Here is a 16,815-nt window from a genome sequence, read left to right on the forward strand (position 1 = left end):
GTACGTAGACCAGCCTTACGCGGCTTCCTTCGCTGGCTTCTGTGCTGCTTCTAGTATTTCCGGTCAGGCAGGGCAGCCTTCGCTTGCTCCGAAGTAAAGACGCCTTCCTCGGTTACGATACGCTTCTCAATCGTCTTGCCGTCAAGCACATCCTGTACCGCCTGCATCAATTGCGGTCCGAGCAGTGGATTGCATTCGACGATAAAGTTGATTTTGCCTTCGCTTGCTGCAACGAAACCGTCTTTGACGCCATCGATGGATATGATGATAATGTCCTCGCCCGGCTTAAGGCCTGCTGCTTCAATCGCTTGAATCGCGCCCAGCGCCATGTCATCATTGTGAGCATAGAGAACATCGATTTTTTTATTCGCTTTTAAGAACGATTGCATAACCTCATTGCCCTTCGCACGAGTGAAATCACCCGTTTGTGAAGCGATAACCTTCAGGTTGGCATTGCCCTTGATGATTTCCTCAAAGCCTGTTTTGCGATCGATCGCTGGTGCCGAGCCTGTTGTGCCTTGCAGCTCAACAATGTTGATTTCTTCAGTCGAATCCTTGTATTTATCAACGAGCCATTGTCCAGCACGGCGGCCCTCTTCAACGAAGTCGGAGCCAATAAACGTTTGGTACAGCGAAGTATCTGCCGAATCAACAGCGCGGTCTGTCAAGATGACCGGAATACCCGCATCCTTCGCTTCTTTTAATACCGTATCCCAGCCAGATTCTACGACTGGAGAAAATGCGATAACGTCTACCTTTTGCTGAATGTAGGAACGGATCGCTTTAATTTGATTTTCTTGTTTTTGCTGAGCATCGGAAAACTTCAAATCGTAACCCGCTGCTGTAGCCGATTCCTTAATGGAATTCGTATTCGCTGTACGCCAGCCGCTTTCAGCACCAACCTGTGCGAAGCCGAGCGTTACTTTTTTGTCTGCTGGCGCTGCCGCTGGCTCACTGCTCGCCGCTGCCGGAGCACTTGTCCCTCCAGTATTGCCTGCACCTGCCGTATTCGTTCCACTATTGCCGCAAGCGGATGTGACGAGCAACATCGTCGCCATCAGAAGCGACATGCCTAGTTTTCCTGCTTTTTTCATCTTTGTATTACCTCCCCTGTCATTCACCAACGTTTGGCGTGCCCTCATTATAGAACGCTTACAAAAGGTCAGGATACGGAGTTCGATAGCCTTTCGATTTGATTTTTTGGGTAATTTTTCAGCAAGATCGGCAAATGGTTTGATTTTTTGTGCGAAAGGTGGAAATTTAGTCAATCGAACATCTGTGCGTAGCGAGGTTAACGACAATTTGGTATAGTGAAGGTTGGACAGTATTGAAATCGCATTCATTTCCAATTTGAAAGGTTCCTATAAACCTATGAAGCTGATGCGCTGGATTTTCTCAAGCCTTCGGGCCAAGCTGCTGATGATGTTCATTATTTTGACCTCCGTTCCGCTGATCGCGGTTGGCCTGATATCCTATCAGAAATCGTACAATGCGGTATCTGATCACAGCAAAGCGGCGACGATGCTCGTTGTAGGCCAACTTGGCAATGACATTGATGCGCTGCTGGAGGATACGGGCAGGCTGCTGGAGCTGGAAAACAATCCGCAGGTGCTGCATTATTTATTTTCGCAAACGGATACGTATGAGGATGCCAAAGCCATTATTCAAACGATGAATTTGTATCGGGAAACGTATAAATATGAAAGCGTACTCAACATTACGGTCGTCAATCTGTATGGACGGGGCTTAAGCGAGCGCAAAGGCGTGTTCCAGCTGGACAGGAATCCGCTGCGAAACCCGCATTTTCAATATTTGCTTAACCATCCGGATGAGGTATTGAACATTCCCCCGCCGGATGCCTCGCCGCTTGACCGTCTCGACGGCTTTCATTATTCGCAGCATAACGTCATCTCTATCATGGCAACGGTCAAGCAGCAAATTACCCACGAGGTAATCGGCTTTATCGTCATCGATTTAGATGATTCGATCATTGAGCGTTACTGTGAAAATATTACGCTTGGCGAAAGCGGCTACGTGTATGTGCTCGACCAAGCAGGCAATCCCATCTTCCTCCCCTCGGCCATGACGAGTGTAGCGAAGGCCCAGCCGCCTGCTGATCTCAGCGCACAGCTCGCTTTAGAGCATAACAGCTATGTGGATTACAGCAACGGCAGGCCGAAGTTCGTCGCCTTCACAACCTCGTCCACCACAGGCTGGAAAATCGTCGGCTCCGTGCCGCTGCAGGAGATTGTCGCCGAGGCGAATGAAATTCGCCAACTGATCATTATTAGCGTGCTGCTCAGCATCGTGTTTGCGATTACGCTGCATTATTTCATTACAGCCCGCCTGACGCGGCCGATCCAACTGCTGAAGAGCAAGATGCGGCTGGCAGCCGGCGGTTTTCTCGAGGTCAAGGTGCAGCCAAGCGGCCATGACGAAATTGCCGATTTAGGCAACAGCTTCAACATTATGCTGGAGAAAATCAAGAGGCTGCTCATGCAAAGCATTGAGGAGCAGGAGCATCTGCAGAAGGCCGAGCTGCGGACGCTGCAAGCGCAAATTAATCCGCATTTTCTCTATAATACGCTCGATTCCATCGTGTGGATGGCGGAAGCCGGACGCAGCGGGCAGGTTATCCAGCTGGTGCAGGCGCTGTCCCGCTTTTTCCGCATCAGCCTCAATCGGGGGCGGGACTGGATTGCCCTCAAGGATGAGCTGGAGCATGTGCAAAGCTATTTGATCATCCAGCAGATGCGCTACCGCGACATTTTGGACTATGAGCTGGATGTGCCGGAGGAGCTGAAGGATTTGCCGATTTTGAAAATGACGCTCCAGCCCATCGTTGAAAATGCCTTATATCACGGCATTAAAAATAAACGCGGTAAAGGTTTAATCCGCATAAATGCTTATGCCAGCCAAGATTCGGACTTATATTTAATAATTGAAGACAATGGCATCGGCATGAAGCCGGAGCGTCTTGCCGAGCTGCGTGAGGCGCTCCGCATGCAGCATATTCCCGAGGAAACGGGCTCGGAGGTATCCGGCGGCTTCGGCCTCCATAATGTCCAGCAGCGGCTGCGCCTCTATTATGGGGAAGCCTATACCGTTATCGTAGAAAGCGAAGACCAGCTTGGAACAAAGGTTACGATCCGCATTCCAATGGAGAGGATGAAGCCGAATGAAAAAGGTTATGCTCGTTGACGACGAAATTCTAGTCAGGGAAAGCATTCGGGACTGTATCAATTGGGAGCAAGAGGGCTTTATATTTTGCGGGGACGCCTCTGATGGCGAGCTGGCGCTGCCGCTTATTGAGCAGCGCCAGCCAGATATCCTCATTACCGATATCAAGATGCCGTTTATGGATGGCTTGGAGCTGAGCGCCATCGTCCGCGAACGGATGCCGGATATCAAAATCATTATTCTCAGCGGGCATGACGAATTTGAATATGCCCGCGCGGCACTGCGAGTCGGCGTAGAAGAATATTGCCTCAAGCCGGTCAGTGCTGCCGATATCGTGCGGACGCTGAATGACGTCAGCCGCAGCATTGACCGCGAGCGCTATGAGCGTGAGCTGCTGGAGAAGAAGCAGCTCGCTCAGGGCGGAAGCGCAGAACAGATGCGGCATAAGCTGCTCAGCGATTTATGCAGCGGCTTTATTACAACAGCGGAAGCCATCCATCAGGCCGGCTCGCTTTCGATTGGACTGACGGCAAGCTATTACGCAGCCGCCATCTCGGACATTCGCTGCTCGGAAGGCTCCGTCAGCGTTGATTTAGCGACCCAGCAGCAGACGGAGCTGCTGCTGCACGAAGCGATCAGCTCCCTCCTGCCGGGAGCGCTCTCCTATAAGCGCAGCCAGACGGAGACGATCTGGCTGCTCAAGAGCGATTCGCTGCCGCAGCTGCAAGAGGTGCTGGCGCGCTTCGCCTCCAGCTGGAAGGAGCAGGCGGAGCGAAGTGCCAGCTGCACGATAGCCGTCGGCATCGGCAGCATTCAGGATCGCCTGCAAGGTATCCACTCCTCCTATTTGGAGGCGGAGGATGACAAGCATTGGCGCAGGCTCTCCGGGCAAAACCGCAAGGCGCTGCGCGATGCCGCCTCCGGCTTATCCGAGCAATCGGTGGTCGCCCAGCGCCAGCGCTTCATCGACTTTCTCAAGCTCGGCACGCCCGCCAAGACGGAGGCTTTCGTCGCCAGCTTCGCGGCAGGACTTCAGCAGCTGGACTGGCGCGGTGCCTTTTACGGCTATTATTTGCTTAATGATCTGACGATTGAAGCTGTTCATATTGCCAAATCCATTCAGCGGAATCCGGATATGCCGAAGGAGCAGCTGGATAAGCTGCAGCTGGCAATGAGCGAGGTCCGCAGCCAAGAGGATGCCTGCTGCTATCTCCAAACGCTGCTGGCGCAGTTCTGGCAATGGCGCGCTGGCGCCGCGGATAAGTACGCCGAGATGCTGAGCCAGGTAAAGGACTATATTTTGAAGCATTATGGCGATGATCATTTGTCGCTGAATGATGCGGCGGAGCATGTGCGCGTCAGCCCCAGCCATCTTAGCAAAGTGTTCAGCCAAGAGACGGGCCAGACCTTTATTGAATTTCTAACCCACACGCGCATCCGCAAAGCGATGGAGCTGCTGCAGGCGTCGAATGCAAAGTCGTATGAAATCGCCCATCAGGTCGGCTATAATGATGCACATTATTTTTCTAATTTGTTCAAGCGGGTAACCGGCATGACGACAACGCAGTTTCGCAAGCAGCAAGAACAAGGTGGCAGCTCGCCCGCTGCAGGAGGAGTGTATCACCATGCAAGCACTAGCGGCATTGTTCTTCCATAGACGGGCTGCTTTACGAAGAAGGGCCTTGCTCGCTGCTTTGCTTACAGCCCTGCTGGTGCTCACCTTGCTAATGACAGGCTGTACAAATGATGAAGCAGCGGAAGATATCCGCAGCGTCTCATCGAGCAACTGGGATAGCGGCTCGCCATCATCCACCCCTTTTGCATCAACCGCATCAACTGCTTCAACAGCAGCACCCGACATCGCCACCTTTGGCATTATATATCCGATGGCGCATCCGTATTATGAGACGGTGACGGAATCCGCTAAAGCAGCAGCAGCTCTGCGCGGCGTGCAGCTTATTGTGAAAGCGCCGGATGAAGCGAATCTGGAGCAGCAGATCCGCATGATGGAGACGATGATTGCCTCGCAGGTAGACGGCATAGCGCTTGATCCGATTGATGCGGAAGCGCTCGTGCCTGTCATTAACAAAGCCGTACAGGCGGGCATTACGGTCATTTGCTTTGAATCCGATTCACCAAGCAGCAAGCGCGCTGCGTTCATCGGAACGGATCATGCTGCTGCGGGTGCCCAGATGGGGCATATGCTGTCCGAGCTGCTAGGCGGGCGGGGAATGGTTATTGTCGAGAACGGGATGACGCGGATGAAAAGCTTAAGCGAGCGCCTAGAAGGCATGCTGACCTATATTAACGAGCAGACCGACATTCAAGTGCTCGAAGTGCAGTATAACGAAGGCAACGAAACCCGCGCTTTGGCGCAGCTGGAAAAAATGATCGACGACCACCCACATTTTGACGCGCTCGTATCGATGGATGCCCTCTCCGGCTCCGCCTCGGTGCTCGTCTGGAAAGCGCAGGGTCTAAACCGCTATTCCCTAACCTTCGGCATGATGCCGGAAATCCAAGAAGCCATTCACAATGGGCAAATTACAGCGTCGCTATCGCAAAATGAACAATTGTGGGGCACACGCATTATCGAGCGGCTGCTGCAAGCGTTCGCAGGCGAGACGCTTCCTCTATTTGACGATACAGGTACGCTAGAGATTACGCAGGAAGACATCCCCCTTTTAAATGCCCCCTAGAAAATAGCACTGGTGAGCCTTCATAGGTCTCCAATGCTCTTTCTAAGGGGCGTTGTTTATTTTCGCGCACACTGAGTTCTTCCCCTCTTTTCCCTCTAGCAGCCAAGTAAGAGAATGGCGACCTCCTGTGCTATAATGTGTAGGAATAACAATATAGAGCGATCAAAGAGGTTCTATTCATTTATGACAAAATTGATGAACATCATGCAGACAAAACCTATCACACGTTTTAAATATATAACGATCATACTATTGATTTTTGCTGTATTAGTTGGCATGAGATGGGCGTGGTCTGTCGTTTTTCCCATGTCTGATCAGCAACCGCGTGCCGTTGGCGGCGTGCTTGACCTTCGCGGTATCGATTTAAAAAATTCTTCTGTGCTCAATTTGAATGGAGAATGGCAGTTCTATTCTGAAAAATTCTTAACGGGCAGCGAGCTTTCGGAGACGGAATCCGATGCAAGTCACGTTGTCGTTCCAGGCGATTGGAGCAGCGTGCTGCCGCATCATTCAAGCAACTCGTACGGGTATGGAACGTATCGTCTTCGCCTTTTGATCGATCCGCTTCAGACTCCTGTTTCATTCTGGTTTAAAACCATTCAGGCGGCATCAGAAATTGAAATTAACGGAAAAAAGGATGGGGGCAAGGGCAAGCTTGCCGACTCTGCCTATGAATATACGCCGAAAAGCGCCTCTTTCACCTCTATGTATGGCATCGAAGGAACGACAGAGATCGAATTGGTCATTCGTGCAGCCAATTTTGACAGCCCCTATAAGGGCGGAATTGTAACGCCGATTCGCTTTGGCAGTACCGCCACTATTGATTTTGTACGCTGGTACTCGATTGGGTTTCAAATGCTCATTTTTCTTATTCTGCTGCTTCATTGCGCATATGCTTGCATTCTCTACCTATTAAGTCCGCAAGAGAAGACCTTGTTGTTCGCAGCGCTATTAACGTTATCCGTTGGCATTACCATTCTAATTGGTCACGACAATATACTTTTATTATGGCTACCGATCAACTATACTTGGGCGTTCAAGATTAGACTGATCGCTCTGCTGTGGCAAAATGTGTTCCTGCTGCTGCTATTCAATAGCTTCAACACCGCCCCACTGAAAGAGAACTGGTTCCGCACATACCATGCGGCCGTCGTTGTTCTTACCGTCATTTTTCTAGTTTCGCCAGTCTCAATCGTTTATAGACTTATCCATTTCAATGTATTGAATACGATAAATTTCATCTCATTCGTTTGGTTTATCTACATAGTAGGAACGATGATTTTGCAAAAAAATAAAGATAATGACATCATTTTCTTGCTGTTATCTGCAGCAGGCATTCTTTCCAACTTATTATGGAGTATGGCTGAAAATATAAGAGATGCTACCACCGTCTACTATCCCCTCGACATTATTTTTGCCATTATTGGCTTTTCGGCCTATTGGTTTAAAAAATATTTTCGAAATGCGATAGAAAACAGAGATTTGAACAAGCAGCTGCAAAAAGCGGATAAAATTAAAGACCAGTTTTTGGCTAATACGTCTCATGAGCTCCGTACCCCACTGCATGGCATTATGAATATTGCTTATAATGTTGTCACCAAAGAGAAGACTAGGCTTGCGAAAAGCAGTCTTGAGGATATGCAGCTCCTCATTACGATCAGCAGGCGAATGTCGCATCTGCTTGGCGATCTTCTTGATATTGCTCGGCTTCAGGAACAACGCATTGTTTTGCAGCGGGAGCCCTTGAGCATTCAGGCTATCGCACCCGGTGTTATCGCGATGCTGCAATTCATGAAGGAGCACAAGCCAATTAACCTGCATATGGATATATCCGAATCACTGCCCTTCGTTATGGCTGATGAGAAAAGGCTCGTTCAAATTTTATATAACCTGCTGCATAATGCGCTCAAGTATACGGAGGAAGGAAGCATTGTCATCTCAGCCGAAATAAGAGACACGCAAGCGATTATTCATATTTCCGATACAGGACTCGGTATAGATAAAGAAACGCAGGAGAAGATTTTTCTCCCTTATGAGCAAGGTTCTTTTGGAACAAGCGACGGGCAAGGCATTGGACTGGGCTTAAGCATTTGCAAGCAGCTTGTCGAGCTGCACGGCGGAGCATTGACGGTTCGCTCTGAATTGGGCAAGGGCTCTGTATTCAGCTTTAATTTGCCTTTGGCAGATGAGGCTAAGCTTCTGCTAGCGCAGTTCCCGAAAACTTCTGGACAAGTGCCAGCAATTATGGAGGAGACGCCCGCTGGCTTCCTGCTCCCGCATCATTTCCCAGGAGAAATAGAGGCTGCTGCCACACTTGCGCCGCTGCTCAAGGAAGAGTACACCCATATTCTTGCCGTTGATGACGATCCGATCAATCTGAATGTTCTCGCGAGCATTCTTTCGACCGAACCGTACACCATTACAACCGCCCGTTCCGGACGTGAAGCGCTGCAATTGCTTGGGACAAGGCAGTGGGATTTGCTTATCGCTGACGTCATGATGCCACAAATGTCCGGCTATGAATTAACACAGAAAGTAAGAGAGAAGTTTTCCATGTCGGAGCTGCCCGTATTGCTTCTTACCGCACGCAGCCAGCGAGCTGACATTTACACCGGATTTTCAGCGGGAGCAAGCGACTACGTGACGAAGCCCGTAGATGCTCTGGAGTTAAAATATCGGATCAGAGCATTGATAGCGCTGAAGCAATCCATTAATGAGCGTCTCCGTATGGAGGCCGCCTATTTGCAAGCGCAAATCCAGCCCCACTTCCTATTCAACACCCTTAATTCATTAATGGCATTAAGTGATATTGATACGGAGAGCATGCGCAAGCTGGGTGAGGCTTTCTCGTCCTTTTTACGGATTAGCTTTGATTATCTGAATACAGGAGAGTTAGTAGAGCTGTCTCATGAGCTCGCGCTCGTCGAAGCCTATCTATATATTGAAAAAACGCGGTTCGGGAATCGGCTGTCGATTGAATGGGAGGTGGAGCCGGGCATCCGCCTGCTGCTGCCCCCGCTCTCTATTCAGCCGCTGATCGAAAATGCCGTCAAGCACGGACTCCTCAGCCGAAAAGCGGGAGGTACGATTCAGCTTTCCATCACTCGCCGGGAGGGCTTTACCCTTATTGAAGTAAAAGATAATGGCAAGGGGATGGATCAGGAGAAGGTGGTTCAATTGCAAAATGCTGCTTTGAGTGAAAAAGCTGGAATTGGCATCCCTAATACGAATCGACGATTGCAGCAGCTATACGGCCAGGGCTTGTCAATTGTGAGCAGCATTAATGAAGGAACAACGGTGTCGTTTGTTATACCGGATCGATAGGCCCAGCCCAGCAGTGCTGTAGCTGAAAAAATTGGAAAAGCTCCAGATAGCGTGTTCAAAACGGCCGGAGAGAAGAAGCTTGAAATGCTTCCAGTGAAGGATTTGCAAAAGTGGACGGGCTACATACGCGGCGGCTGTTCTCCAATCGGTATAAAAAAACGGTATCCTACCTTTATCGACAGCAGCGCTGAATGACAGGGGACGATCGTCGTCAGCGCCGGGAAGATTGGCCTGCAACTGGAGCTTTCCCCTGAACAGCTCACTGCTACTGTCGCTGCATCATTTACTGAGGCCATAAAATAAGCAGCTAGGGGCTGCTAATTTAATTAGCATTTGCCCCTAAGCAACTGTAAAAGGTACTTCTACCCGTTACGCCGGGAATCCGCCCCCTGGTGGCGGCCATGCACCATAAAAGCGGCGCAGCAGCACAATTTCACCCAGATGGTACGAATTGTGGGATGCAATATTGCGCAGCAGACCCGCCTTTGTCTCACCCGGAAAATAAAGAAGCGGCTCATCCAGCTGTGCGGTTTCGGCCATAGCTACTGCTTGATCAACCCCGGCCAGAAAGGCCTGAATATCCGCCTGCCAAGATACCTCATCTTGCGGAGCGGTCTCTTCAGGCCAGCTCTCCATGACGTTTGCGGGAAGCTGCGGCTTACGTCCTTCCAAATGCTCCAGCATGAAATGCTGCCAGTAATGCATGTGTTTTAGCAGCTGGTAGATGCTGTAAGGCATATTTTGATGTACGCGCCCAGCTAACTCAGCATTAATGTCAGGTAAAGCACGGGCAATACGGATATGACCGCGTTCCCCTACCAGCGATTTGACAAGGGCTTGGCCAAATAAATGATTTGCATTGGACATGTATCTTCATCCTCTCTTGTAGACCCTTCTGCCACAGGCATGAATGATCTGTATTAGATTGTACCTCTTCGTGAAAAGCGATGTCCAGTTTGCTCTCCTATGCTCATAACCAGCTAACTCTGCTTCTCCTAGCACTTTCGACTAAAGCTATCGCTGAGGAGCTTTTAGCCATACGTATTTCTGAAAATAAAACGGCGGCAGCTCCCGAGCATAATTTCGGGAGCCTCCGCCGTATTTTTATTTCGCTGATTTTTCAGCTGGTTTCTATTGCTTATTCTACGAATGCGGCCAAAATCGTTGCGACTTCAGCTCGGGTAATGCTGCCCTGTGGTTTGAGCGTACCATCGTCGTAGCCATTCAGTACATTTGCTGTGGACAAGGCGGCTATCGCCTCCTTCGCCCACTCTGAAATCGCTGCATCATCAGTAAATGTAAGCTCATTACTATCCCCACTGAGCGCAAGCTTTTCTTTCATAATGCGGTATACAAGCACAAAAGCTTCCTCTCGTGTAATGGCATCGCCAGGCCTGAACATGCCAGAGGCATCGCCGCTAACAATTCCTGCTTCACGCAAAGCATGAACCGCCTCACTGTACCAAGCATCTGCCGATACATCGCTGAAGCTTGCCGTTGATCCAGCAGCAGCAGTAGAGTCGAGACCAAGCATGCGATAGGCGACCGTCACAAATTCAGAACGACTCATCGCGGCATTTGGCTTGAAGCTGCCGCCTGGATAACCCTTCATTAATCCTTTTTCCGTCAGCTTTGTAATCGAAGCGCTTGCCCAATGGTTCGCTGTATCGTTAAAAGCGCTAGTCGGCGGTGTGCTAGGTGCCACACTCGGTTTTGGACTAGGTGTTGCTGGCGTCGAACTTGGCTGGGTTCCCGTTGAACCCGAGCTTGGTGTCGTCGGTGTTGGTGTTGGACTAGGTGTCGGTGTCGGTGTCGGTGTCGGTGTTGGTGTCGGTGTTGGTGTCGGTGTTCCACCACCGTTATCTTCCCCTGCGGTTACCGTCACTGCCGATACGGCGATAAATCCACCATCTACCGTGGCAACGCTAATATTGGCTGTACCTTCTCCAATTGCCTGCACACGGCCTGCTGCATCCACCACTGCCACCGCCGAATTACTGCTCGACCAAACAACAGATTTATTCGTCGCAGCCGCAGGCGCAACATTTGCTGTAAGCTGCGCTCCTTCCCCTGCTTTCAGTGCAAGCGCTGAAGGCGTTAGCTGTACACCTGTTACTTTTGTTCCTGAATCGGACTGTCCGGCCTTCGGTACACTTACAAGCAGGCGATCATATTCCGCTTGTGTTACAGGAATAACGGTACCGTGGCGCGGCCTTGACGGCAGGTCATAATTCGTTGATAGCTTCCATTCCCCTGAATCGAGGTCTGTTGTCTCAAACGGCACATAGCCGCGGCCGCCAAATTCATCAATGAACATATACCATTTTTCCTCGGTATTGGACTTGAATATAGTTGGACCTTCCCCTTGACCAATTTGTCCGCGCCCAATGCCCTCCTTGATCAGCTTAAAGCTGCTGTCAAAGACACTGCTGCCTGACTCCTGAAAAATAAACTTCCCATTCGGCGTTGCGTTGCTAGTGCTGCGCTCATCCTTGGTAAAACGATATACTTTGCCATCATGCCCAATCATCGTCGTATCAATAATCGAATAACCATCATTCATATACTCGATCGGCTCCGAGAACGTATAGAAATCACGTGTCTTAGCTACCATCATGCGCTGATGCGTACCTACGCTGTGACTTTCATCTTCATACATTTTCGATGCCCAAAATACGGCGTATTCTCCTGTCTTCTCGTCGTAAAATGCTTCAGGAGCCCAAGTATTTCCGGCTTCTGGCGGTGATACCTCTACCATTCGCTGGTTCGACCAATTCACAAGATCCGTCGATTCCCAAACCATAATCGAACGGCTTCCGCTCGTTTGGGAGGCACCCCAATCACCATTGCCGTAAATTTTCAAATCGGTTGCAATCAGATAAAACTTATCGCCCTCTGGGGAACGAATAATAAACGGATCACGTAATCCTTTTTCACCCAAATTTGAAGTGATTGCTGGAAGTCCGTCATTCAGCTCCTGCCAATGCAGCGCGTCATTGCCTTTGCTTAGTGCAAAATAAATTTGCTCACCGCTTGCCGAGCCTTCACCTGTAAAATAAGTGAATGCATAGCCTTTATAATCAACTGGCGCAGGCAGCGGCTTCACCGTTGCTATAAACGCCTTCGAAATAGAGGTTGTGCCATTCGAGATGATGGCGGTCAGCTTAACGGTTACAGCCTCTGCGCCATGCGCGGGACGTGTAACCTCGCCTGTTGCCGTGATAACAGCAGGCTGCTCGCTGACCCATGCAATGGTAGACCCGTTCGCTCCCTTGACAGGCAGCGTCAAATGACCGCGCACATCAGCCAGGTTATGGACCACTAGAGTTTGCGCGTCCAGCAGCGCTTTTTCCATGAGGCTCGCATCCTTCTCCACGGTAACTGTGAAGCTGCGAATCACTGATTTGGCGCCATCTGTTATTGTCGCCGTTAGCGTCACGCTCTGATTGCCCGCCTCATAGGCAGGACGAGTCACGATGCCCGTTCTTGAAATCACGCTCGGTGTGCCCGAAGCCCAAGTGATTGTCGTGCCATGTCCAGCGCTTGCTGGAAGCTTCAAATTCGTGCGAACGCTATCCTTGCTCGTATTGCCGTTCAGGAAAGCGCTGTAATCCAATTGGTTCGCCGCATATTCCAGCGTAAGTCCATCTAGCGCGGCAATCTTCGCTGTTGCCTCCTGCTGAAGCACTCCGATTTGCGCTCCGCTCAAGGCGCCATTGAACAGCTTGAAATCAGCAATCATGCCGCCGAAATACGGATCCAATGAATAAAAGGATTTGCCGATATAACCGCTGATGCCGCCTGCATTTTGAATTTGGGCCATAGTCTTGCCGCCCGTTGGTGTTGCTCCTACCATAACGCCATCAATATAGAGCGTTAGCGTCTGCTCCTCTTCAGATAAAACCGCCGTGACCAGCTTCCACTGATTACTCGGCAGTCCAACGGTATGCTGCGCCGCAACCTCGTTGTTCCATGAATTTGTCGCAATGCCCGCACGCGCATTCGCGGATGACGTATTATAACGCGGTGTAAAATACATATATTTGGTGCTGTTCTGCCCCAATGCGAAGGCCCATTCCGCCCCAGCCTTGCCGCTCCAGTTCATCAGCATGGATACCGTCGTATCGGTCAGGCCATCGGTCGCTCCTTTTGGCAGTTCAATATAGGAGTTGGCCGTGCCGCCTGCGAAGCTGATAACACCATTTTGCCCCGCATGAATCCACTCTGCCTTTTGCGAGTTGACCCAAGTGCCATTAAAGCTTCCAGCCAAATCCTTTACCGTCGTGCCATCTACTTGACCCATATCATAATGGACGATCGCCTTAGGCGCCTCCGGCTGCCCGCCGCCTCCCGGTGTTTCCGGCATGTCTGCTGCAAGCGCAGCAACCTGCTCCTTCGTCAGCGCCCGATTGTAAATACGGAAATCATCGAGCTTGCCGTCGAACAAGCTGTGACTCGCATTACGGGATTTTCCGATGTAGTTCATCGTCGTCTGCAACAGCATGCGCGGCTCTACGTTGAAGGTGCTGCTGCGCGATACTTCTTTCCCGTCCACATACATGACCGCCTCGAAGCCATCAATGGATACCGCCACATGATGCCAAGCACTTGCCGCTGGCTTCGCCGAGCGAAGCGCATATTTATAGCCTGCGCCAAGCAGTGTCGAGTCATTGGCAAACTTCTCTGTGAATGGTGTCACGATCGCAAACTCAAGGCCTCCATTATCGCCTGTCGTGCTCAAATACATCGTATTGCGGTTAGCGGCTCTGCCCGTGTCTGAGGCAAAGTCAAAAATCCGCTGGTTGAGCTTGTTCTGATCCGCCCTCACCCAAGTCGCAATAGTCGTCTTCTCCAAATTCAAATCGCGAACAAGATTGTCTGGCAGCTTGACATAGCCCGTTGTGCCGTTCAGCTCCACCGAGCTGCCGGAGTCGCCGATTTTATCTGTCTCGTTTATGGCGGCTCCGCCAACGAGCTCCGCATCATGTCCTTGACCGGACATATCCTTCACAAGCGTGCCCGTTACGCTGCTGCTGTCGAACGTGTAATGCACGACAGGCTGCTCCTTTTCCACTGGACCAGATACGCCGTATTTCGCTTGCAGCGCATCATATTCCGCCCGCGTCACCGGAATGACCGTGCCGTGGCGCGGCCCTGGCGGCAGTGCATATTGATCCTCAGCGAGCAGATTATCCCTGAACTGCGCTCCGTCCTCCAGATTGTTCGAGACGCGCACATGATAGGGCCAGGAATCGAGGAACATATACCATTTATTGTCCCGAATACCCTTGAATACGGTAGGCCCTTCGTTATTGCCTCCATGACCAATTCGTCCCTGGTTGCCATTTTTCGTACCGGCAATCGCCGGGAACTGATAGCCATTGGCCGCAATGCCATCCACATCGTCAAAGACGTTTGCTGCCTTCTCGTAATACACCTTGTAGCCGATTTCCGATTTCGTAAAACGATACAGGCTATTGCCCTCCTGTACCATCGTCGTATCAATCGTCGGGAACGCTTCATCCATATACACCTTTGGCTCGGAGAAGGTATAGAAATCCCGCGTTGTCGCGTAATACATGACATTGTATTGCCCCGATGGGCGGCCGCCCGTATACTTACCATACGTATCAGCAACCTTCATCGAGGAAGCCCAGAATACGACGTATTGACCTGTCTTCTCGTCGTAAATGGCCTCTGGCGCCCAAGTGTTGCCCCCGTTTTTCGGCGCGATATCGACCATGCGCTGCTCGCTCCAATTGACGAGATCCTCAGATTCCCAAATCATAATGGAATGGCTGCCCGTTATTTGCGCTTGGTCAAAGTTCGTGCTTTCGCCCATGTGCAAATCCGTCGCCAGCAAATAAAACTTATCGCCTTCATGGGAGCGCATAATGAATGGATCGCGCAGCCCCTTCTCGCCAAGTGTCGATTGAATAATCGACTTGCCGTTATTCAGCGCCCGCCACTTGAGCGGGTCCTCGGCTGTCGCAAAGGAAATTTCCTCTCCGCCCTCATATTCCCCGGTAAAATAAGCAAAGAAATACGCGTCATAATCAAGGCTCGGCGGAGCCTGCTTCACGGTCAGTTGGAACAGCCGCTCCACGCTTGCACTGCCTTTTTTCACCGTGGCCTTCAGTGTAACAGCGGCATCCCTGTCCGCAGGACGCAGCACTCTGCCGAGCTGCGTCACATCGCTCGCCGCCTGTACCGAGCCTTTTACGATCGCCGGATCGCTTGATTCCCACTCGATGCTTGCGCCATTGACTCCAAGCTGCGGCAGCGTCAAATTGCCCTTAACCTGATCGAGATGAGGAATATTCAGAGCGTCCGCATCTGCTTGAGCAATAGCGCTTTCAGAATATTCCTTCAGTACTTTAAAGCTCAGCACTCGCTGCACGGAAAGCCCCTGATAGGTCAGGCTCGCCGTTAACTGTACCGACTTATCCGCTCCTGATGCCGCTGGACGTGTCACCTTTCCATCTGCGGCGATGACCGATGCATCGCTGGAGCTCCATGCAATCGCTACGCCATTGCGTCCAGTTGCTGGCAGCGTCAGATTTTTCGTAACCGCATCAGCGCTCACATCGCCTGAGGCAAGCATCGCCGCTGGAGCTAGTGCATCCGCTGCTGCTGTCAGCACAAGCTGCTTGAGATCCGCAATGGTGCTGGTAGTCTGCGTATACAGCTCAGACGCTTGCTGATCATTCAGCGCATAATTGTAGACGCGGAAGTCGCCTACCAAACCGCGATAGAAATCATCACCCGCGAAAATAGACTTGCCAATATAACCGGAATAATTCGTCCCTGTCGCTATAATATCGGCAAGCTTAATGCCCTTCGCCGAGCCGGAGGCGACCTTCGCGCCGTCCACATACAGCGTTATCGTATCTGCTGCACCGGAGAATACGACCGTAACCTGCTTCCAGACTCCAGCTGCAAGCGAGGTAGTGCCTTTCCAGATCGCTTCATTGCGCCAGCCGCTTTTCGATATGCCCGCGGCCACGTAATTGCCTGAGCTGCCATGACGCGGCGTAGCAAACAAATATTTGTTGCCGTTCTCAGCATCGTTCGTCGTTGCTCCCAATCCGAATATCCAACGATTTGTACCATCGTTCTCCCAATTAACGAGCGAGGAAATCGTGACATCGGTTAATCCGCTCAGCAGATCCTCTCCGCCAGCGCCTTTCGGTATTTCAATATAGCCGCTGTTCGCGGAAGCAGCACCTCCGTTAAAGCCAGCAAAACCAGCAGACCCATCCCCTACAAGCTGGCCGTTCGACGGATTGCGGAAAATACCGTCATATGCGCCTGTTCCGCCAGCTACATTTTTCACAATCGTCTGCCCTGCGTCGGTCGCCGTCGTTTTCATATCATAGTGTAAAATCAGGCCGGGCTCGTACACCGACGCCGCTGCCGACATGCCTTGATTCGAGTTTGCAGGTTCTTCCTCCGTTGCCCAAGCCACGCGTGGCGCAAGCCCCGTAAGCGTGCTGAGCAGCATAGCCGCAATCATCAGCACAGCTACTATTTTTCTTTGTTTCATGTTCCCCCTCCTAGATGTATGCGTTTTCATTGGTTCGTAATAATTAAATAGCATAGCGCTCCTCTA

General features: G+C 51.1%; 7 protein-coding genes and 1 pseudogene. 5 read left to right on the forward strand and 3 right to left on the reverse strand.

What is annotated here, in order from left to right; genetic code table 11:
- Positions 1 to 50: 50 nt before the first annotated feature.
- Positions 51 to 1,094, reverse strand: a complete 1,044-nt coding sequence (locus MHB80_RS25525; protein WP_341279594.1) for an ABC transporter substrate-binding protein — start codon at positions 1,092 to 1,094, stop codon at positions 51 to 53.
- A 277-nt stretch (positions 1,095 to 1,371) separates the two neighbouring features.
- Between MHB80_RS25525 and MHB80_RS25530 the strand changes: the two genes are divergently transcribed.
- From MHB80_RS25530 to MHB80_RS25550, 5 genes and pseudogenes are all read left to right on the forward strand, one after another.
- Complete coding sequence (locus MHB80_RS25530; RefSeq protein ID WP_341279595.1) at positions 1,372 to 3,201, forward strand: sensor histidine kinase; 1,830 nt, start codon at positions 1,372 to 1,374, stop codon at positions 3,199 to 3,201.
- The gene (locus tag MHB80_RS25535; RefSeq protein WP_341279596.1) at positions 3,179 to 4,837 is read left to right on the forward strand and encodes a response regulator; all 1,659 of its coding nucleotides are present in this window, start codon (positions 3,179 to 3,181) and stop codon (positions 4,835 to 4,837) included. Before MHB80_RS25530 ends, MHB80_RS25535 begins: the two co-directional genes overlap by 23 nt.
- Positions 4,806 to 5,879, forward strand: coding sequence for a substrate-binding domain-containing protein (locus MHB80_RS25540; RefSeq protein WP_341279597.1), 1,074 nt, complete (start codon positions 4,806 to 4,808; stop codon positions 5,877 to 5,879). The genes MHB80_RS25535 and MHB80_RS25540 overlap by 32 nt, the downstream gene beginning before the upstream one ends.
- A gap of 183 nt (positions 5,880 to 6,062) precedes the next feature.
- Complete coding sequence (locus tag MHB80_RS25545) at positions 6,063 to 9,203, forward strand: ATP-binding protein (RefSeq protein ID WP_341279598.1); 3,141 nt, start codon at positions 6,063 to 6,065, stop codon at positions 9,201 to 9,203.
- A gap of 18 nt (positions 9,204 to 9,221) precedes the next feature.
- A pseudogene (locus MHB80_RS25550) lies at positions 9,222 to 9,506 on the forward strand (YbaK/EbsC family protein); the annotation flags it as partial.
- Between the two features lie 66 nt (positions 9,507 to 9,572).
- Here the strand turns inward: MHB80_RS25550 and MHB80_RS25555 are convergent.
- Both MHB80_RS25555 and MHB80_RS25560 read right to left on the reverse strand, forming a co-directional pair.
- A complete protein-coding gene (locus MHB80_RS25555) occupies positions 9,573 to 10,070 on the reverse strand; it encodes a DinB family protein (RefSeq protein ID WP_341279599.1) in 498 nt (165 codons plus the stop codon).
- A gap of 271 nt (positions 10,071 to 10,341) precedes the next feature.
- The gene (locus MHB80_RS25560) at positions 10,342 to 16,749 is read right to left on the reverse strand and encodes an immunoglobulin-like domain-containing protein (RefSeq protein ID WP_341279600.1); all 6,408 of its coding nucleotides are present in this window, start codon (positions 16,747 to 16,749) and stop codon (positions 10,342 to 10,344) included.
- Positions 16,750 to 16,815 lie beyond the last annotated feature (66 nt).

The sequence above is a fragment of the Paenibacillus sp. FSL H8-0537 genome (genome assembly GCF_038051995.1).
GTDB lineage: Bacteria > Bacillota > Bacilli > Paenibacillales > Paenibacillaceae > Pristimantibacillus.

What these genes read in the sequence shown, in the direction of transcription:
- MHB80_RS25525 (WP_341279594.1), bottom strand. Translation starts at nt 1,094, where the DNA reads ATGAAAAAAGCAGGAAAACTAGGCATGTCGCTTCTGATGGCGACGATG.
- MHB80_RS25560 (WP_341279600.1), bottom strand. Translation starts at nt 16,749, where the DNA reads ATGAAACAAAGAAAAATAGTAGCTGTGCTGATGATTGCGGCTATGCTG.
- MHB80_RS25530 (WP_341279595.1), top strand. Translation starts at nt 1,372, where the DNA reads ATGAAGCTGATGCGCTGGATTTTCTCAAGCCTTCGGGCCAAGCTGCTG.
- MHB80_RS25545 (WP_341279598.1), top strand. Translation starts at nt 6,063, where the DNA reads ATGACAAAATTGATGAACATCATGCAGACAAAACCTATCACACGTTTT.
- MHB80_RS25535 (WP_341279596.1), top strand. Translation starts at nt 3,179, where the DNA reads ATGAAAAAGGTTATGCTCGTTGACGACGAAATTCTAGTCAGGGAAAGC.
- MHB80_RS25540 (WP_341279597.1), top strand. Translation starts at nt 4,806, where the DNA reads ATGCAAGCACTAGCGGCATTGTTCTTCCATAGACGGGCTGCTTTACGA.
- MHB80_RS25555 (WP_341279599.1), bottom strand. Translation starts at nt 10,070, where the DNA reads ATGTCCAATGCAAATCATTTATTTGGCCAAGCCCTTGTCAAATCGCTG.